The following is a 19,929-nucleotide window of genomic DNA, read 5'->3' as shown; positions in this document are numbered from 1 at the left end:
AAAGCGCCGCCCGTAGGCGGCGCGGGGGATTAACCGAACAGGGAGTAGAAAATCGCGGAGATGGCGATGAGGCCCATGATGACCACAAATACGTTGCTGACGTGGCCGCTGTATTTGCGCATCGCAGGGACTTTCTGGATGGCGTACATCGGCATCAGGAACAGGATCATCGCGATAATCGGGCCGCCCAGAGTCTCAATCATGCCAAGGATGCTTGGGTTCAGCGTCGCGACAATCCAGGTCGTTACCAGCATGAACACTGCAGTCATCTTGTTCAGACGGCTTACTTCAATGGTTTTACCGCGGCTACGCAGAGATTTAATCACCATGCCGTTAAAGCCTTCACGTGCGCCCAGGTAGTGGCCAAGGAAGGATTTGGTGATGGCGATGATGGCGATAATCGGTGCCATCCAGGCAATCAGCGGAGCGTTAAAGTGGTTTGCCAGATAAGACAGAATCGAGATGTTCTGTTCTTTCGCGGAAGCCAGATCCACCGGAGACAGGCTCAGCACGCAGCTGAACACGAAGAACATGACGGTCAGAACCATCATGATGTGCGCGAAGGCCAGAATTTTGGAGCACTTCTTCTCAGCATCGTCTCCGTACTCTTCGCGTTTTGCCACAGCAAAGGAAGAGATGATCGGTGAGTGGTTAAAGGAGAACACCATTACCGGGATCGCCAGCCACAGGGTCATCCACAGGCCTTTGCCGGTTGTTTCGCTGCTCAAAGACAGCGTTTCCAGCGCCGCGCCGTTCCATTGTGGGATCAGGTAGCACGCCAGCACCATCAGCGCGATAACAAACGGGAACACCAGGATGCTCATCGCTTTAACGATCATCTGTTCGCCGAAGCGCACGATGGTCATCATGCCGACAATCAGAATCAGAGACAGAATGGCACGCGGTGGCGGCGTCATTCCCAGCTGGTGGGTCATGAAGCTTTCAACGGTGTTAGTGATAGCCACGCTGTACACCAACAGGATTGGGTAGATAGCGAAGAAGTACAGCAGGGTAATCAGTTTACCTGCGCCGATACCAAAGTGTTCTTCAACGACTTCGGTGATGTCTTCGCCCGGATTTTTACCAGACAGCACGAAGCGAGTCAGGCCACGGTGAGCGAAATAGGTCATTGGGAAGGCAAGAATTGCCATGATGATCAATGGGATCATACCGCCGACACCGGCGTTGATTGGCAGGAACAGAACGCCCGCACCGATAGCCGTGCCGTAAAGGCCCAGCATCCACATCGTATCCGTCTTACGCCATCCGGTACGACTTTCTGTCGACACTATGGTGCTGGTTTGAATGGTTTCCATCTATATCTCCTGGAGGAAGCAATTTGTCAGTTTTTTAGTCAAATCCAATGAATAAGTGGCTGACGGTAAAATAAATTCGTGTAAAACGGGGTTTTCTTATGATTTTTGCCCGTGATTGTTTTCGGCCGGAAAGATACATTTAAGTTATCAATGTATCAGTGATCTCGATCCCAAATGCAATAAAACACTTTAAGATGGAAGGTTATTAGACCATCAGGCTGATTTTTTAAAATAAGCTGGGATTTATGGGTGTAAAAGCTATCGTCGGCAGTGTTAAACATGAATGTTTAGTACGACTAAAATGTATCTTTTGCTGAAAAAAGTGACAAAAACAGATGTTTTGCGCGCATTAACATAATTTAAATGAATATTTGCCGCTTAGTTCGTGGACGCAATCGATTGGTATTGGAGATAAAAGAAGGGCGGCTATGCGCCGCCCTGGGGTCAGGAAGAGAGGATCAGGAACAGATTTCGTAGCAGGGAATGTAGGCTGAGCCTGGCAGTTTCATACGATGCTGTGCGACGAAGCTTTGCAGCATGTTGTCCATCCGGCGCATCATTTCGCTGTCACCGTGAATTTTGTACGGCCCGAACTGTTCAATCGCTCGAATGCCCACTTCTTTCACGTTACCCGCCACAATGCCCGAGAAGGCACGGCGCAGGTCAGCGGCCAGCACTTCCACCGGTTGGTCCGGATAAAGTTTCAGGTTCGCCATGTTTTCGTGCGTCGGTTCGAACGGCTGTTGCAAGTCCGGCGCGATACGGATTGACCAGTTGAAGCTGTACGCATCTCCGGTGTCGCGGCGATTCTCTTTTACCAGCGGCATCGCTTTTTTCATCTGACGCGCCACTTCGACGGCGTCATCCACAATAATGCGGTAGTGGCGGCGGGCCGCTTCACCAAGCGTATGCACGATGAAATCGTCCAGCACGCGGAAGTAGTCCGCGCTTTCTTTCGGACCGGTGAGGATAAGCGGCAGAACCTGGTTTTTGTTGGCCGGGTTCATCAGGATCCCCAGCAGGTACAGCAACTCTTCCGCAGTGCCCACGCCGCCCGGGAAGATGATTATCCCGTGGGCAAGACGCACGAATGCTTCCAGACGCTTTTCGATATCCGGCATGATGATCAGTTCGTTCACCAGCGGGTTCGGCGGTTCAGCGGCGATGATCGACGGCTCGGTCATGCCGATAAAGCGGCCTTCTTTGTAACGCTGCTGAGCATGACCAACGGCGGCGCCTTTCATCGGCGCTTCCATTGCACCCGGGCCGCAGCCGGTGCAGATGTTCAGTTCGCGCAGGCCAAGCTGAGTGCCGACGCGGCGAGCATAGAGATATTCGTTTTCATTGATGGAGTGACCGCCCCAGCACACCACCATACTCGGCGCTTCACCGACGTGCAGTGCCCGGGCGTTACGCAGGATCGAAAACACCAGGTTGGTAATGTGGGTCGAACTTTCCAGGTCGAGGTTCGGAAAGCGGACGGTGTTATGGATTTGTCCGTAAACAAACAGAATATCGCGTAAGACGGCAAACAGGTTCGCCTGCAGGGAGCGGATGATGCGCCCGTCAACGAAGGCATCTTCCGGCGGATTAATCAGTTCCAGTTTTACACCGCGCTCGCGGCGCAGCACGTTGATTTCAAAACTTTCAAAGCGTGACAGCAGTTCTTTGCTGTTGTCGGTCAGACTGCCTGAGTTGAGCACTGCCAGTGAACAGTTGCGGAACAGCTGGTACAAATCGCTGCTGGCGTTGCTTTTCAGCATATCGACTTCCAGCTGCGACAGCATATCCATTGAGCCAAGCGGGCTAATATGTGTAATCAAGTGAACTCCTTACGGGACGAATAACGTCTTCCCTAATGATTACAATAGCCTTGCCGATCAGATTTTAACAAGAGAAAGCGCGACCGAAGCCGCGCTTTATTTTGAAATTATTTATGTTACTGGCGAACCAGGCGCCCGATGGCCGGGACGAAATCGGTATTGCTACGCCACGGGTTGATGTCGAGTCCGCCTCGACGCGTGTAACGCGCGTATACGCTGAGGGTTTCAGGCTGGCAGAAGCGCTGAATGTCATTGAAGATACGCTCGACGCACTGTTCGTGAAACTCGTTGTGATGGCGGAAAGAGACCAGGTAACGCAGCAGTTTTTCACGGTTGATTTGAGGCCCACGATACTGGATTTGCACTGAACCCCAGTCCGGCTGATGGGTAATCAGGCAGTTTGATTTCAACAGATGGCTGACCAGTGTCTCTTCTACCACTTTCCCGCCGGCGGCATCCTGCAGGTAATCGGCGCTGAATTCGTAGCTGTCGATGTCGATGTCCTGTTCGTCAATGCAAGCCCCGTGGAAATGGGCAATCGGCTGACCTTCCATTTCATCTATACGGTATAACGCGACGGTCACATCGCCCTGGGCGCAATGGCGCAGGTCGCGCTCCAGCGTGGCGCGAACCTCTTCCCAGTTAGCGAAACGGGTCTGGTTGAAGCTATTCAAATACAGCTTAAAGCTTTTGGATTCCACCAGATTAATGCTGGTGTCGCTCAGCGCAACGTGGCCGACGGCAACCTGCGGTAATCCTTTTGTATTCAGCCAGGAAAGCTCGTACAGCGTCCAGATATCGCCTCCGTGGAATGGCAGGTTACCGGCGTGCAGCCCGAGCGGATCGCGGTTTAAGCTGCGCGGCACTGGTTGCAGCAGGCTGGCGTCATAAATATCGTGGTAATCAGTTGATTTACCGAGCGTCAGGCCAGACAGCGCCTGGTGGTTTTCATAAGAAGACATGTTTCACCGTCATAAAGCAGGTAGACTATGGACTGAGTTTATCCTGGTTGACCTGGAGAGAGAAAGCAGTGGATCAGCAGACCGCGAGAGCCTTACAGGCATTTACCCAACGTTATTGCAACGCATGGCAGCAACGCCATGGCACGCTGCCGCGAAGCGAAGAGCTGCACGGCGTTCCTTCACCCTGCGTGACGTCCACCGATGACGACGCGGTCTTCTGGCAGCCTCAGCCGTTCAATCTTGAACCGACTCTGGAAGCGGTTGAAAGGGCGATGGACATTGTGGTACAACAGCCGCTTCAAACTTATTATACCAGCCAGTTTGCCGGTGACATGCCTGCAACGTTCGGCGAGCGTCAGCTTACGCTGCTGCAGGTCTGGAGCCCGGATGATTTTCAGCGAGTGCAGGAAAACCTGATTGGTCATCTGGTCACGCAGAAACGTCTGAAGCTTCCACCGACGTTGTTTATTGGTACGCTCGACAGCGAGCTGGATGTCGTTTCCGTCTGTAATCTCACGGGCGAAGTGGTCCTCGAGACCCTTGGCACCCGCAATCGCACCACGCTTTCTGCGTCTGTCGCGAGTTTCCTCAGCCACCTTGAGCCTCTTTTGTAATCCATATGCCTGGCGTCCTTGTGAGACATCTCTTACAAACCTTGTGAGAGATCGCCAGCGTGTAAGCCCGAGATTACCGCTTCGTCCAATACCTATTCTATTTTTATCAAAGGCTTAGAGTTAAAAGTCTTAGCTTTCATATGAAAAGAGACAGGTGTGTTGTCTTACAAGAGGCTTGTAAGACGAAGCGTAATAGAGGATTCTATACACGTCGACAGGGAGTCGCGAAACGAAACGAACATCAGGATGATGACGTTTCAGCGGGATACACCAGGATGGTGCTGCAAGGACAGGCTTCTGGATCGAAGCGAAAGGATTACGCAGGATGCGTTAACGGACACCTCCAGGATGGAGAAAGAGAACCGGTCAGGATGCCCGGCGGATCAGGAAGATCAGGACAAACTTACGGATAAGTCGAATCGCATCGGGGTGGTGCGAGCAGGATGCAATAGTTTATGGATGAACAGGTCAGGAGACCATAGGAAAAGTTTTCACGGATGAGCAGGGAGCAACAAAGGTAGCTGGACTGCTGCGAAACGAACCGGGAGCACTGTGCAAACAGTGCTCCCTTTTTTATTTCCTCGCCACCGATGATATCCTGCGCCACAGATTTTCATTTCGACGTATTTTCCGAGGTTTTCATGACCCATCACGACCGCGTTCGCCAGCGCCTTAATGCTATTGAAGCGCAGCTGCGCGAGCATCAGCACTGGCAGGACACCGCACCTGACGCCAGCGTTTTCGAAAGCACACAACCTTTCTGCATGGATACGCTGGAGCCACTGGAGTGGCTGCAATGGGTGCTGCTGCCACGCATGCACCAGCTGATCGACAACGAGCAGCCGCTGCCGCAGAGCTTCGCCGTTGCGCCCTATTATGAAATTGCCATGGATGCGAGCCATCCTTTCCGCGCCATTATTCTGCCGGAGCTTGAGCAGCTAGATACCCTATTTGCGGGCGTGGATGATTGATGATCGAGATCCTCTATCAGGACGAATGGCTGGTCGCCGTTAATAAACCGTCAGGCTGGTTAGTTCACCGCAGTTGGCTCGATCGCGATGAAAAAGTGGTGGTCATGCAAACCGTGCGCGACCAGATTGGTCAGCATGTTTTTACCGTTCATCGTCTCGACAGACCTACGTCCGGCGTGCTGCTGATGGGGTTATCGAGCGAAGCGGGCCGTCGTCTTTCACAGCAGTTTGAGCAACACCAGATCCAGAAACGCTACCACGCCATCGTGCGCGGCTGGCTGATGGAAGAGGAATTGCTCGACTACCCGCTGGTGGAAGAACTGGACAAAATCGCGGATAAATTTGCCCGTGATGACAAAGAAGCTCAGCCTGCGGTGACGCACTATCGCGGTCTGGCGACGGTTGAAATGCCGGTGCCGACCGGGCGTTACCCGACCACGCGCTACGGTCTGGTCGAACTGGAACCGAAAACTGGGCGCAAGCATCAGCTGCGTCGTCACATGAGCCATCTGCGTCACCCGATCCTCGGCGACAGTAAACACGGCGATTTACGCCAGAACCGAAGTGCGGCGGAAAACTTTGGCTGCGATCGCTTAATGCTGCATGCCAGCGAACTGCACCTCACGCACCCGTTTACCGGCGAGCCACTGGTTATCCGTGCAAGCCTGGATGATGTCTGGATGCAGGCAATGTCACATTTCGGCTGGCGTGGACTTCTCCCCGACGTTGAAAGGGTTGAGTTTACGCCGGACAACAGTCAGGATGACCTCATAACTGAATGATTCAGGGAGAAAAGTAATGGCGGATGTAGGCATTTTTGTCGGCACCATGTACGGAAACGCGCTGCTGGTGGCGGAAGAAGCGCAGACGATCCTTGCGGCTCAGGGTCACAAAGCACAGGTATTTGAAGATCCTGAAGTCAGCGACTGGGAATCTTATCAGGGGAAATATGCACTGGTGGTCACCTCCACTACCGGCCAGGGCGACCTGCCGGACAGCATTGTGCCGCTGTATCAGGGCATTCTCGATATGTACCAGCCGCATCTGCGCTACGGTATTATCGCTCTCGGCGATAGCACCTACTCGCATTTCTGCGGCGGCGGTAAGCGCTTCGATGCGTTGCTGCAAGAGCAGGGCGCACAGCGTATCGGCGAAATGCTGATGATCGACGCCAGTGAAGATCCTGAACCCGAAACGGTCTCCAACCCGTGGGTTGAACACTGGGCCACGCTGCTTAGCTGATCCGTTTGCCCTTCAACCGAAGGGCAAAACGCGCCACCCATTCCTGAATCCGTTAACCAGCCCCCATCCTCTTGGGCATCAGCGTACTCTGTCACCCCAAAATCAATTTCGCTTCCCTTGCCACGTTATCCATCTCGTCCAACAGCTCAAGAAACTCCGGCTCCAGTTCGTCTGGCGCAACGCCATTGCGCAGCTGGCCTTCTATCAAATGGCAAAGATTTTTTAAACGCGGCACGCCGCTATAACCACAGCTGCCATGCAGTTTGTGAATCGCGTCCACCAAATCCTCAGGCTTCTCACCCACCAGTTGCTCTTCCACTTTGTTGCGGATTTCTGGCAGGAAATCGACCAGCATATGCAGCATGTCTCGCGCCAGATTTTGCTTATTGGCCGCCTGACGCAGCGCCAGCGACCAGTCGAGGGTGGTATTCAGATTCACCGGCGGGTGCGGCTCGTTCACTTCAGGCTTCGGAATGCTCAGCCCTGGCTTATAGCGCAGCAGCAGGTTTCGCAGTTTGCTCTCTTCGATAGGCTTCGCCAGATAGTCGTTCATCCCGGCACTCAGCAGTTTCTCCTTTTGCCCGGCCATGGCGTGGGCAGTCACCGCAATCACTGGCGTTTGCTGCTGATGCGGCAGCTGGTGTATCAGTTCGCAGGCGCGAATGCCGTCCATATCCGGCATCTGAATATCCATCAAAATCAGGTCGAACTGCATCTGTTTGGCGCGGTTAATCGCCTCCTGACCGCTGTCGCACAGCTCAACGTTTTGCACCTGATCTTCCAGAAGCGCGCCGATAAGCTTTAAGTTCGCCGGGTTATCATCTACCGCCATCACCGTCATACCCAGCCGCGCGGCCTGACCGTTGGGAACAGCCAGGGTCTGATTCACACGGCAGTATTCCGTCAGCGCAGGTAGCAGGCGGGTAGAGGTTAACGGTTTTAGCAGACAAGCCGCCGCGCCGTTCTGTTTGAGTTGTTCGGCGTTCACCTGCGCGTGGCACGGTAGCGCCAGCAGCAGGAAGTCGGTCATGCGATAAGCCTGTTCGAGTTTGTCAGCGTGCATGTTTAAATCACGCATCGATACCGGCACCGCAATCAGCAGAATATCGTAACGGTCTTCTGGCAGCGCCGAGAAGGTCGGGCTGTACACCACGTCCAGCGGCGTAGTCGCCAGAATATCCAGCGTGCACTGCGCGGCGGAGGCGTTGGCTTCTACATAGGCCAGGCGTTTCCCCGTCAGGCAGGCGGTCATCAGGCTTTCGGATACGACGTTCGGATTGAGATCCAGATTGATGTGGAACCAGAACGTTGAACCGCGATTTGGCTGGCTGTGGAAGGAAATATCGCCACCCATTTCTTTCACTAAACGCTGGGTGATCACCAGGCCCAGGCCGGTCCCGCCGTGGCGCCGTGAAATGCTGGCATCCGCCTGGCGGAAAGCCTGGAACAGACGCGACTGATCGCGCTCAGGAATACCGATGCCGGTGTCGCGGATCTGCACTTCAATTTGTACTTTGGTGTTGCTCAGCGCGCGTTTTTCTACCAGCACGTCAATGTTGCCATTTTCGGTAAATTTAATCGCGTTACCGACCAGATTGGTAATGACTTGCTGCAGTCGTAGCGGGTCGCCAATGACGTTATCTGGCACGTCGCTTTTGATGTTCAGCGTCAGCTCAAGCCCTTTATCATGGGCTGAATGGGCGAGCAGCGTCACCACTTCATCCAGCGAATTGCGCAACGGGAACGGAATGCTTTCCAGAACCAGCTTACCGGCTTCCAGTTTAGAGAAGTCCAGTACGTCGTTGATGATGGTCAGCAGGTTGTTCGCCGAGCGTTCAATGGTATTGAGGTGGTCGCGCTGGGTCGAATTGAGGTCGGTTTTGAGCGTCAGCCGAGTAAACCCAATCACGCCGTTGAGCGGGGTGCGCAGCTCGTGTGACATGTTGGCGAGGAATTCAGATTTAATACGTGCCGCTTCCTGGGCGCGTTTCTTCGCCAAATCCAGCTCGACGTTCTGAATCTCCATCTGCTCAAGGGTTTCCCGCAGATCGGACGTGGCCTGGTCGACGTTGTGCTGCATCTCTTCGTGATAGGCCGCCAGCGACATCGCCATCGAGTTGATGCCGTTCTTGAGCATATCGAGTTCGCCGAGCATGAAGCCTTCCACACGACTGTCGAGCTGGCCACGACGAATGCGGTCAACGGTATTCACCATGTTGCGAATCGGACCGGTGACGTCGCGCATCAGACGCCAGCCGAAAATCAGCGCAATGCCGATACAGAACAGCATCATTACGCTGGAGATGAAAATCTCTTTGTATTGTTGCAGCCGCACGGAGCGCAGATCGAGCTCCAGCGCCACGTAACCGAGCGTGTTGATCGGCGTTTTGGCTTCCGAAGTCGGCGATTCATCCGGGGAATAACTTTCGGACACAATTGGCGTACGCAGGATCATCTTATCGCCGCTGCGCGAGACGCTGAGACGGTTCGGGAGCGGCGCGCCTTTCGGCAACTGCAACTCGCTCGGGTCAAGATGGTAGTTGGACGTAACGAACAGCCTGTTGTGTTCGTCATACACCGAAATTGCCCGCACGATGTCAGAATGGCGGCGGTGCAGGACGCTAATGAGCTGTCCTATTGACTCACGGTTTTGTAAGTTCATGCCATATTCACTGGAGACCGCGAGTGGCTCAATGATGCTGGCCCCGGCGTCTTCCAGCTGACGCTGCAGGTCATGGTAGCGGTGAACGACAAAGAAAATGCTGAGCAGCAAACCGATCAGGACGGTCGGGGCCAGGATCAGGATCATCATGCGCGCGCGCAGGCTGTAGTTGGTCATGGAGGTCCGTTATGGGAGAATCAGGGTTAACATACTTCGTTTGAGAAAAATCTCTGAATGGCGCAATTCTACTCTGCAAAACGCCGCGTGACGACGCGCGAGATCATAACCGTGACGGTGAGCGACCTTGACCCTTTCGGCCAGGGGGTAGCGCACCATAACGGGAAAACACTGTTTATCAACGGCTTGCTGCCCGATGAGGGCGCGGAAATTCGCATCACCGAAGATAAAAAACAGTATGCGCGCGGACAGGTAAAACGTCGACTGAACGACAGCCCGGAACGCGAAAAACCGCGCTGTCCGCATTTTGGCGTATGCGGTGGCTGCCAGCAGCAACATGCCAGCGTGGCGCTGCAACAGCACAGCAAGCAGGCGGCGCTGGCGCGCATGATGAAACATGACGTGGATGATGTACTCTCGGCGATGCCGTGGGGCTACCGCCGTCGTGCACGTCTGAGCGTGAATTATCAACCGAAGACCCAGCATTTGCAGATGGGTTTTCGCAAGGCTGGCTCGAACGATATCGTCGAGGTCACGCAATGCCCTGTGCTGGTGCCCACGCTTGAGGCACTGCTGCCTGTGGTGCGCGACTGTCTGGCGTCGCTTTCGGGTATTCGTCATTTAGGACACGTGGAGCTGGTGCAGGCTGATAACGGTCCGCTGATGGTATTGCGCCATACCGCGCCACTTTCGTCGGCGGATAAAACAAAACTGGAACAGTTTTCGCATTCACACTCGCTGGCCCTGTGGCTGGCACCACAAAGCGATAGTGTTGAACACGTTAACGGCGAATTGCCCTGGTACAGTTCAGACGGGCTACGCTTAACGTTCAGTCCACGCGATTTTATTCAGGTCAACGACGGCGTGAATCAGCGGATGGTAGAAACGGTGCTGGCGTGGCTTGATGTTCAGCCTCAGGACCGCGTTTTGGATCTGTTTTGCGGGATGGGCAACTTTACGCTGCCGCTGGCAAAACGCGCTGCAAGCGTGGTGGGCGTGGAAGGCGTGCCCGCGCTGGTCGAGAAAGGTGAGCAGAACGCAGAACAGAATAATCTGCACAATGTGACCTTCTTCCACGAAAATCTTGAAGAAGATGTCACCCTGCAGGCCTGGGCGAAAAACGGTTTTGACAAAGTTTTACTCGATCCTGCGCGCGCGGGCGCACCGGGCGTGATGCAGCATGTCGTAAAATTAGCCCCCGCTCGGGTGGTGTATGTATCCTGTAATCCGGCGACGCTGGCGCGTGATAGCGAAGTGCTGCTGGCGGCGGGCTATCAAATTCAGCGTCTGGCAATGCTGGACATGTTCCCGCACACTGGGCACCTGGAGTCGATGGTGCTGTTCGAGCACAAATAATGAATCAAGGCTTGTCGAATCCGACAGGCCCGGTCCCGAAGAGCCTATCCCGGTAGGCGTAATTGTTGTAAAAATAGCCTAATGGGATAGGCTCTAAAGGAGAGGACAATGGTTGCGGTACGCAGTGCACATCTCAATAAAGCGGGTGAGTTTGATCCGGTTAAATGGATAGCAAGCCTGGGCGTTTCCAGCCAGCAGTCGTGTGAGCGCTTAGCCGAGACATGGACCTATTGTCGCGAACAAACCCTTGGTTATCCTGACGCTGAACTGCTGCTGTGGCGCGGCGTTGAGATGGTCGAAATCCTCTCCATGCTGAACATGGATATCGATTCACTGCGAGCGGCGCTGTTGTTCCCGCTGGTGGTGAGTGATGTGGTCAGCGAAGAAAAGCTGGAGGAAAGCGCCGGTAAATCTATCGTCACGCTTATCCACGGCGTGCGCGACATGGCCGCTATTCGCCAGCTGAAAGCCACCCACAACGATTCCGTCTCCTCTGAGCAGGTCGATAACGTTCGTCGCATGCTGCTGGCGATGGTCGACGATTTCCGCTGCGTGGTCATCAAGCTCGCCGAGCGTATTGCGCACCTGCGTGAAGTGAAGGATGCACCGGAAGATGAACGCGTGCTGGCGGCGAAAGAATGTACCAACATCTACGCCCCACTGGCCAACCGACTCGGTATTGGTCAGCTGAAGTGGGAGTTGGAAGATTACTGCTTCCGCTACCTGCATCCCGCGGAATACAAGCGCATTGCCAGGCTGCTGCACGAGCGCCGTATCGATCGCGAACATTACATCGATGAGTTCGTCGGTACGCTGCGCGCCTCCATCAAAGAAGAGGGCGTTAAAGCGGAAGTGTACGGTCGACCGAAACACATCTACAGCATCTGGCGCAAAATGCAGAAGAAGCATCTGGCGTTTGACGAGCTGTTCGATGTGCGCGCGGTGCGCATCGTCGCCGAACGTTTGCAGGACTGCTATGCGGCGCTGGGTATCGTCCACACCCATTTCCGCCATTTGCCGGATGAATTCGACGATTACGTGGCAAACCCGAAACCGAACGGTTACCAGTCGATTCACACCGTGGTGTTAGGCCCCGGTGGGAAAACGGTTGAGATTCAAATCCGTACGCGCCAGATGCACGAAGAGTCTGAGCTTGGCGTGGCAGCGCACTGGAAATACAAAGAGGGCGCGGCATCCAGCGGCGCACGCGGTCACGAAGACCGCATTGCCTGGCTGCGTAAGCTGATTGCGTGGCAGGAAGAAATGGCCGATTCGGGCGAAATGCTTGACGAACTGCGCAGCCAGGTGTTCGACGATCGGGTGTACGTGTTTACCCCGAAAGGTGACGTGGTTGACCTGCCAGCAGGCTCCACGCCGCTTGATTTTGCCTATCACATCCACAGCGATGTGGGGCATCGCTGCATCGGTGCGAAAATCGGCGGTCGCATCGTGCCCTTTACCTATCAGCTGCAGATGGGCGATCAGATTGAAATCATCACCCAGAAGCAACCGAACCCAAGCCGCGACTGGCTGAACCCGAACCTGGGCTACGTTACGACCAGTCGCGGACGTTCAAAAATTCATGCCTGGTTCCGCAAACAGGATCGCGACAAAAATATCCTCGCCGGACGTCAGATCCTCGACGATGAACTGGCGCATCTCGGGATCAGCCTGAAGGAAGCGGAAAAGCATCTGTTGCCGCGCTACAACTTTAATGAACTCGACGAACTGCTGGCGGCCATTGGCGGCGGCGATATTCGTCTCAACCAGATGGCGAACTTCCTGCAGTCGCAGTTTAACAAGCCGAGTGCTGCCGAACAGGATGCCGCCGCGCTGAAGCAACTGCAGCAGAAAACCTACAACCCGCACAGCCGTAAAAAAGATGACGGCCGCGTAGTGGTGGAAGGCGTTGGCAATCTGATGCATCACATTGCGCGCTGCTGCCAGCCCATTCCTGGCGACGAGATCGTCGGCTTCATCACCCAGGGCCGCGGGATTTCCGTGCACCGCGCCGACTGCGATCAACTGGTGGAACTGCAATCCCACGCGCCGGAGCGCATCGTTGATGCGGTCTGGGGGGAAAGCTATTCCTCAGGCTATTCGCTGGTGGTGCGCGTGCAGGCGAACGACCGCAGCGGCTTGCTGCGTGATATCACCACCATCCTCGCCAACGAGAAGGTCAACGTACTGGGCGTGGCAAGCCGCAGCGATACCAAACAGCAGCTCGCCACCATCGACATGACCATCGAAATCTACAACCTGCAGGTGTTGGGCCGCGTGCTTGGCAAACTGAACCAGGTGCCGGACGTCATCGACGCGCGTCGTTTGCACGGCGGTTAATTTTCTCCGCAATCTGCCCCGCCGGACATCATACGAAAATGTCCGGCGGCGCGTTTTTTGCCGGACCTACTTTTCAAGGACTTACCATGACTCAGATCGACCGCCTGCTCGTCATCATGAAACGCCTGCGTGACCCGGAAACCGGCTGTCCGTGGGACAAAGAGCAGACTTTCGCGACCATCGCGCCTTACACCCTCGAAGAAACCTATGAAGTGCTGGACGCCATCAGCCGTGAAGATTTTGAAGATCTGCGCGGTGAGCTCGGCGACCTGCTGTTTCAGGTGGTGTTTTATGCGCAAATGGCACAGGAAGAAGGGCGCTTTGATTTTAACGATATCTGTGCGGCCATCAGCGACAAGCTGGAGCGCCGTCATCCACACATTTTTGCGGATGCCACCGCCGCGAACAGCACTGAAGTGCTGGCGCGTTGGGAACAAATCAAAACCGCCGAGCGTGCGGAGAAATCGCAGCATTCAGCTCTCGACGACATTCCGCACAGCCTGCCTGCGTTGATGCGTTCCCATAAAATCCAGAAACGCGTGTCGACGGTCGGTTTTGACTGGACAACGCTGGGCCCGGTACTCGACAAAGTCTATGAAGAAATCGACGAAGTGATGCATGAAGCTAAACAGGCTGTGGTCGACGACGCAAAGGTCGAAGAGGAAATGGGCGACCTGCTGTTTGCGACGGTCAATTTATCGCGTCATTTAGGGGTCAAAGCTGAAGTTGCGCTGCAAAAAGCGAACCTCAAATTTGAGCGTCGTTTCCGCGAAGTGGAAAGGATTGTTGCCGAGCGAGGCCTTGAAATGACCGGGATCGACCTGGAAGCGATGGAAAGTGTATGGCAAGAGGTAAAACGGCAGGAATCTGATCTCTAACAGTTTTTTGCGATCAAGCGCTATTTGTGTGATTTTTAAAATGACAAGCGCTTGATTTACGTCAAAAACATTTACCCAAAAGGGGCTATTTTCTCACTCCTTATGTTTGTCTGAGCCTGGAATGGAGACGGAGAATGAATGTTTGTGGCACTCGCCGTGTTCGGGTATACTACTTTCCCGTCTTGGTTATTCCATCATTCCAACCTAACTTCTCAGGTTCAGCATGACAACGAACTATATTTTTGTGACCGGCGGGGTCGTATCCTCTCTGGGTAAAGGCATTGCAGCCGCATCCCTCGCAGCCATTCTGGAAGCCCGTGGTCTTAACGTGACCATGATGAAACTGGATCCGTATATCAACGTCGATCCGGGGACCATGAGTCCTATCCAACACGGGGAAGTGTTCGTTACTGAAGACGGCGCTGAAACCGACCTGGACCTGGGTCACTACGAGCGTTTCATCCGCACCAAAATGACGCGTCGTAACAACTTCACCACTGGCCGTATTTACTCTGACGTTCTGCGTAAAGAGCGCCGGGGTGATTATCTGGGCGCGACCGTCCAGGTTATCCCGCACATCACCAACGCAATTAAAGAGCGCGTCATCGCCGGGGCTGAAGGCCACGACGTGGTACTGGTCGAAGTCGGTGGTACCGTAGGTGATATCGAATCACTGCCGTTCCTCGAAGCGATTCGCCAGCTGGCGGTTGAAGTAGGCCGTGAAAACACGCTGTTTATGCACCTGACTCTGGTGCCGTACATGGCTGCTGCGGGTGAAGTGAAAACCAAACCGACTCAGCACTCTGTAAAAGAGCTGCTCTCCATCGGTATTCAGCCTGATATTCTGATTTGTCGCTCTGATCGTGCCGTTCCGGCCAACGAACGTGCGAAAATCGCTTTGTTCTGTAACGTTCCAGAAAAGGCTGTTATTTCTCTGAAAGACGTCGATTCCATTTATAAAATCCCGGGCCTGTTGAAATCACAGGGTCTGGACGATTATATTTGTAAACGATTCAGCTTGAACTGTCCGGAAGCTAATCTGTCAGAATGGGAACAGGTTATCTACGAAGAAGCTAACCCGGCAGGCGAAGTGACTATCGGTATGGTTGGCAAGTACATTGAACTGCCGGACGCCTATAAGTCAGTTATCGAAGCGCTGAAACACGGTGGACTGAAAAACCGCGTGACCGTCAACATCAAGCTTATCGATTCGCAAGATGTTGAAACACGTGGTGTCGAAATTCTGAAAGGTCTTGATGCTATTCTGATCCCTGGCGGCTTCGGCTACCGTGGTGTTGAAGGCAAAATCGCCACCGCACGCTTTGCGCGTGAAAACAATATTCCTTATCTGGGCATCTGCCTGGGTATGCAGGTTGCGTTGATCGAGTTCGCTCGTAACGTAGTCGGGATGGAAAACGCCAACTCAACGGAATTTGTGCCAGACTGTAAGTACCCGGTTGTGGCCCTAATCACCGAATGGCGTGATGAAAACGGGAATGTCGAAGTGCGTACTGAGAAAAGCGATCTCGGCGGCACAATGCGTCTGGGGGCTCAGGCCTGCCAGCTCAGCGACGACAGCCTGGTTCGCAAGATGTACGGCGATGAGACCATCACCGAGCGTCACCGTCACCGCTATGAAGTCAACAATATGCTGTTGAAACAGATTGAAGCTGCGGGTCTGCGTATTGCAGGCCGTTCCGGGGATGATCAGTTGGTCGAGATCATCGAGGTTCCGAACCACCCATGGTTCGTTGCCTGTCAGTTCCATCCGGAGTTTACTTCTACGCCTCGTGATGGGCATCCGCTGTTTGCAGGCTTCGTGAAAGCCGCCAGCGAGTACCAGAAGCGTCAGGCGAAGTAAAAAAGTTAGAACGGCAGCGCCCCTGATGTGGGGCGTTGTTTGTCTGGAGTTTTAGTTTAACTTGTACTGAGGAAAACCTAATGTCCAAAATCGTTAAAGTCATCGGTCGTGAAATCATCGACTCCCGTGGTAACCCGACTGTTGAAGCCGAAGTACACCTGGAAGGTGGTTTCGTCGGTATGGCAGCTGCGCCATCAGGTGCATCTACTGGTTCCCGTGAAGCTCTGGAGCTGCGCGATGGCGACAAATCCCGTTTCATGGGTAAAGGCGTACTGAAAGCTGTTGGCGCTGTAAACGGCCCAATCGCTCAGGCTATCCTTGGCAAAGATGCCAAAGATCAGGCTGGCATCGACAAGGTAATGATCGATCTGGACGGTACTGAAAACAAATCTAACTTCGGCGCTAACGCGATCCTGGCTGTGTCTCTGGCTAACGCCAAAGCTGCTGCAGCTTCTAAAGGTCAGCCGCTGTTCGAACACATCGCTGAACTGAACGGTACCCCAGGCAAATACTCCATGCCGGTTCCGATGATGAACATCATCAACGGTGGTGAGCACGCAGACAACAACGTTGATATTCAGGAATTTATGATTCAGCCAGTTGGCGCGAAATCCCTGAAAGAAGCCGTTCGTATGGGTTCCGAAGTGTTCCATAACCTGGCTAAAGTTCTGAAAGCTAAAGGTATGAACACCGCAGTTGGTGACGAAGGTGGCTATGCGCCAAACCTGGGTTCCAACGCTGAAGCACTGGCTGTAATCGCTGAAGCAGTTAAAGCAGCGGGTTATGAGCTGGGCAAAGACATCACTCTGGCGATGGACTGTGCTGCTTCTGAATTCTACAAAGACGGTAAATACGTTCTGGCTGGCGAAGGCAACAAAGCCTTCACCTCCGAAGAATTCACCCACTTCCTGGAAGATCTGACCAAGCAGTATCCGATCGTTTCCATCGAAGATGGTCTGGACGAATCTGATTGGGATGGTTTCGCATACCAGACCAAAGTGCTGGGCGACAAAATCCAGCTGGTTGGTGACGATCTGTTCGTAACCAACACCAAGATCCTGAAAGAAGGCATCGACAAAGGCATCGTTAACTCCATCCTGATCAAATTCAACCAGATCGGTTCCCTGACCGAAACTCTGGCTGCAATCAAGATGGCTAAAGACGCTGGCTACACTGCAGTTATCTCTCACCGTTCCGGTGAAACTGAAGATGCAACCATCGCTGACCTGGCGGTGGGTACTGCTGCAGGCCAGATCAAAACCGGTTCTATGAGCCGTTCTGACCGCGTTGCTAAATACAACCAGCTGATTCGTATCGAAGAAGCACTGGGTGAAAAAGCACCGTACAACGGTCTGAAAGAGATCAAAGGTCAGTAATTCACTACTGTCGCTTTACTCTAAAAAAACCCGCTTCGGCGGGTTTTTTATTGCCTGGAAAACGCGGTGGGGCAGCTGCTTGTCTCGCCGTGGCGCGCCAAATCTGCGATACTTACTCTTTACTCCCTTCTTAGAGATGACTATGCAGTACCCGATTAACGAAATGTTCCAGACCCTGCAAGGCGAGGGTTACTTCACCGGCGTTCCCGCCATTTTTATTCGACTGCAGGGATGCCCGGTTGGCTGTGCGTGGTGTGATACCAAACATACCTGGGACATGCTGGAAGATCGGGAAGTGTCTCTGTTCAGCATTCTGGCGAAAACCAAAGAGAGCGACAAATGGGGCGCCGGTACGCCTGAAGACTTGCTGACCGCCATCACCCGTCAGGGCTGGACTGCGCGTCACGTGGTGATCACCGGCGGCGAGCCGTGCATTCACGATTTAACGCCGCTGACGTCGCTGCTCGAGCATAATGGTTACAGCTGCCAGATTGAAACCAGCGGCACCCATGAAGTGCGTTGTTCACATGCGACCTGGGTGACGGTGTCGCCGAAGGTGAATATGCGGGGTGGATACGAAGTGCTGTCCCAGGCGCTGCATCGCGCTGATGAGATTAAACACCCGGTTGGCCGCGTGCGCGACATCGAAGCGCTGGACGAACTGCTGGAGACGCTGAGTGACGACAAGCAGCGCGTTATCGCATTGCAGCCAATCAGCCAGAAAGATGACGCGACGCGTCTGTGCATTGAAACCTGTATCGCCCGCAACTGGCGTTTGTCGATGCAGACGCACAAGTACCTCAATATCGCCTGATAAAGAAACGCCGGGTATTGTCCGGCGCTTTTTCTTTCCTTACGCGTTCGACCAACTCTGAATAGCATCGACCTTATCCAGCTCGCCATGAAACACCGCGTACGATTTTTTCAGAATAGGATCGGTGTGTTGAGTCAGTTCTTTAAAGATGCCTTTATTCATCGCTTCGTAACGCGCGGCATGCGTGGCTAACGGCGTAAACACATCTTTGACCCGCACCATATTGTCGACCGCCTGCTGATAAGACGAATATAGCCCCAGACCGACCGCTGTATTGATTGCCGCCCCAAGGCTGGCGCAGCCGTTAATCACGTTGCGTTTGGTTGGCAAGTTAAATACGTCAGCAAAAATCTGCATAAACAAATCGCTGTTTGAGCCGCCGCCGGTGATGATCACCTGCTTCGCAACATGCTGGCGTTCGTGACACATATTGTCGTAGTTGTTTTTCAGCGTCAGGGCGATGCTTTCCAGAATCGAGCGGTAAATCCACGCGTAATCCATGGTGGCGTTAAAGCCAATCATGATCCCGCGTTTGTACGGCTCCCACGGATTGGTCAGCCAGTCGAGCACGGTCATCAGGCCGTCGCAGCCCGGCGGCACGTGGCTGGCTTTCTGGTTGAGTAAGTCTTCAGGCGAAATACCCTGCGAATGAGCATCCTGAATCAGCGAGTCGCCGAGCATGTCGCGTAGCCAGCTCACCGTCCACATCCCTTTGCGAATGCCGTAACCCTCATACAGCAGGGTTTCCGGAATCGACGACATAATCGGCCAGTACGCCTGCGGGTCTTTTGGTAGCGCTTTGCCGTTCATCATCAGCGCGATATAGGTACCCAATGAAATCACCGCGGTTTCATCATCAAGCAGGCCTGCGCCGAGTGCTTCGACCGCTTTATCGCTGGTGCTGCACACCACCGGAAGACCCTGAGGGAAGCCGGTCAGCCTTGCGGCTTCAGCGGTGATGTGGCCCAGAACCGTGCCCGGCATTTGCACGTCAAACAGCATCTCACGTGGGATATTAAATTTCTCAAATACCGCCTTGTCGTCGCTCCAGCCCCAGGTTTTATAATCCACCGGCCACTGGCCAAAGTAGTTGGCGATGTTGTCTTTGCGTTCACCGGTTAAGCGGTGCGAGAGATAGCCGGAAAACGAAGTCACATAGGCCACGTCTTTCTGCGTGTGTTCATATGGACGCGTTACGCGCGCATCCTGCCAGCTAATCAGCTGCGCGGCTGGCGTACCATCGGCTTTTAACAACGCGCGACAGCAGCGAATCGAGCCGAGACCAATGCCAACAATCTCTTCGGGCTTACCGCCAAACTGGCGCATCAAATCTTTTCCGGCTGCGCACAGTGAGGTCCAGAGGTCGTCGTCAGGATGCTCGACGGTATCAGCATCCGGAGTAAACATCGGTTGCAGCAGGCCTTTGCCTTCGCACACCATGTTTCCCTTGAGGTCATACATCACCACCTTGGTGCTCTGACTCCCGCCATCAATTCCAATGATGTATTGCTTAGACATTGTCCTTCTCCTTTAACAT

15 protein-coding genes are annotated in these 19,929 nt (G+C 54.0%); 10 read left to right on the top strand and 5 right to left on the bottom strand.

Going from position 1 to position 19,929, the window contains the following annotated elements; translation table 11 throughout:
- Positions 1-29: 29 nt before the first annotated feature.
- The 3 genes from MUU47_RS02945 to queF form a co-directional block, all read right to left on the bottom strand.
- Positions 30-1,316 (bottom strand): HAAAP family serine/threonine permease, encoded by a 1,287-nt coding sequence (locus MUU47_RS02945; RefSeq protein WP_258986643.1) that lies wholly within the window; start codon positions 1,314-1,316, stop codon positions 30-32.
- Positions 1,317-1,774: 458 nt separating this feature from the next.
- Positions 1,775-3,139, bottom strand: a complete 1,365-nt coding sequence (ppnN, locus tag MUU47_RS02940) for a nucleotide 5'-monophosphate nucleosidase PpnN (RefSeq protein ID WP_159773740.1) — start codon at positions 3,137-3,139, stop codon at positions 1,775-1,777.
- Positions 3,140-3,255: 116 nt separating this feature from the next.
- Positions 3,256-4,101: an NADPH-dependent 7-cyano-7-deazaguanine reductase QueF gene (queF, locus tag MUU47_RS02935; RefSeq protein WP_258986642.1), complete on the bottom strand. Its 846-nt coding sequence runs from the start codon at positions 4,099-4,101 to the stop codon at positions 3,256-3,258.
- 68 nt (positions 4,102-4,169) lie between these two features.
- Between queF and syd the strand changes: the two genes are divergently transcribed.
- The 4 genes from syd (at position 4,170) to MUU47_RS02915 (ending at position 6,928) form a co-directional block, all read left to right on the top strand.
- Positions 4,170-4,715, top strand: coding sequence for a SecY-interacting protein (gene syd / locus MUU47_RS02930; protein WP_258986641.1), 546 nt, complete (start codon positions 4,170-4,172; stop codon positions 4,713-4,715).
- A 641-nt stretch (positions 4,716-5,356) separates the two neighbouring features.
- Positions 5,357-5,686 carry a YqcC family protein gene (locus MUU47_RS02925; RefSeq protein WP_159773734.1) on the top strand — a complete coding sequence of 110 codons (330 nt, stop codon included), beginning with the start codon at positions 5,357-5,359 and terminating at the stop codon, positions 5,684-5,686.
- Positions 5,686-6,468, top strand: coding sequence for a tRNA pseudouridine(65) synthase TruC (gene truC, locus MUU47_RS02920; protein WP_258986639.1), 783 nt, complete (start codon positions 5,686-5,688; stop codon positions 6,466-6,468). The genes MUU47_RS02925 and truC overlap by 1 nt, the downstream gene beginning before the upstream one ends.
- Positions 6,469-6,484: 16 nt before the next feature.
- Positions 6,485-6,928: a flavodoxin gene (locus MUU47_RS02915; RefSeq protein WP_159758326.1), complete on the top strand. Its 444-nt coding sequence runs from the start codon at positions 6,485-6,487 to the stop codon at positions 6,926-6,928.
- A 91-nt stretch (positions 6,929-7,019) separates the two neighbouring features.
- On the opposite strand, the gene barA is transcribed toward MUU47_RS02915, so the two are convergent.
- Complete coding sequence (barA, locus tag MUU47_RS02910) at positions 7,020-9,767, bottom strand: two-component sensor histidine kinase BarA (protein WP_258986636.1); 2,748 nt, start codon at positions 9,765-9,767, stop codon at positions 7,020-7,022.
- Positions 9,768-9,824: 57 nt separating this feature from the next.
- Between barA and rlmD the strand changes: the two genes are divergently transcribed.
- The 6 genes from rlmD to queE all read left to right on the top strand — a co-directional run bounded on the left by rlmD (position 9,825) and on the right by queE (position 18,392).
- Positions 9,825-11,123: a 23S rRNA (uracil(1939)-C(5))-methyltransferase RlmD gene (rlmD, locus tag MUU47_RS02905; protein WP_258986635.1), complete on the top strand. Its 1,299-nt coding sequence runs from the start codon at positions 9,825-9,827 to the stop codon at positions 11,121-11,123.
- 108 nt (positions 11,124-11,231) lie between these two features.
- Positions 11,232-13,463 (top strand): GTP diphosphokinase, encoded by a 2,232-nt coding sequence (relA, locus tag MUU47_RS02900; RefSeq protein WP_258986626.1) that lies wholly within the window; start codon positions 11,232-11,234, stop codon positions 13,461-13,463.
- An 86-nt stretch (positions 13,464-13,549) separates the two neighbouring features.
- Positions 13,550-14,341, top strand: coding sequence for a nucleoside triphosphate pyrophosphohydrolase (mazG, locus tag MUU47_RS02895; protein WP_258986624.1), 792 nt, complete (start codon positions 13,550-13,552; stop codon positions 14,339-14,341).
- Positions 14,342-14,564: 223 nt separating this feature from the next.
- Entirely contained in the window at positions 14,565-16,202 is a 1,638-nt protein-coding gene (gene pyrG, locus MUU47_RS02890; protein WP_159758308.1) for a glutamine hydrolyzing CTP synthase, read from the top strand.
- A gap of 80 nt (positions 16,203-16,282) precedes the next feature.
- Positions 16,283-17,578: a phosphopyruvate hydratase gene (eno, locus tag MUU47_RS02885; RefSeq protein ID WP_258986622.1), complete on the top strand. Its 1,296-nt coding sequence runs from the start codon at positions 16,283-16,285 to the stop codon at positions 17,576-17,578.
- A gap of 142 nt (positions 17,579-17,720) precedes the next feature.
- The gene (gene queE, locus MUU47_RS02880; RefSeq protein WP_159773719.1) at positions 17,721-18,392 is read left to right on the top strand and encodes a 7-carboxy-7-deazaguanine synthase QueE; all 672 of its coding nucleotides are present in this window, start codon (positions 17,721-17,723) and stop codon (positions 18,390-18,392) included.
- A 39-nt stretch (positions 18,393-18,431) separates the two neighbouring features.
- On the opposite strand, the gene MUU47_RS02875 is transcribed toward queE, so the two are convergent.
- Complete coding sequence (locus MUU47_RS02875; RefSeq protein WP_258986621.1) at positions 18,432-19,910, bottom strand: FGGY-family carbohydrate kinase; 1,479 nt, start codon at positions 19,908-19,910, stop codon at positions 18,432-18,434.
- Between the last annotated feature and the right edge of the window lie 19 nt (positions 19,911-19,929).

The organism is Scandinavium hiltneri (genome assembly GCF_024764835.1).
Taxonomy (GTDB): domain Bacteria; phylum Pseudomonadota; class Gammaproteobacteria; order Enterobacterales; family Enterobacteriaceae; genus Scandinavium; species Scandinavium hiltneri.
Note: the sequence above shows the minus strand (reverse complement) of the source record. Positions and strands in the feature narration are given on the sequence as shown.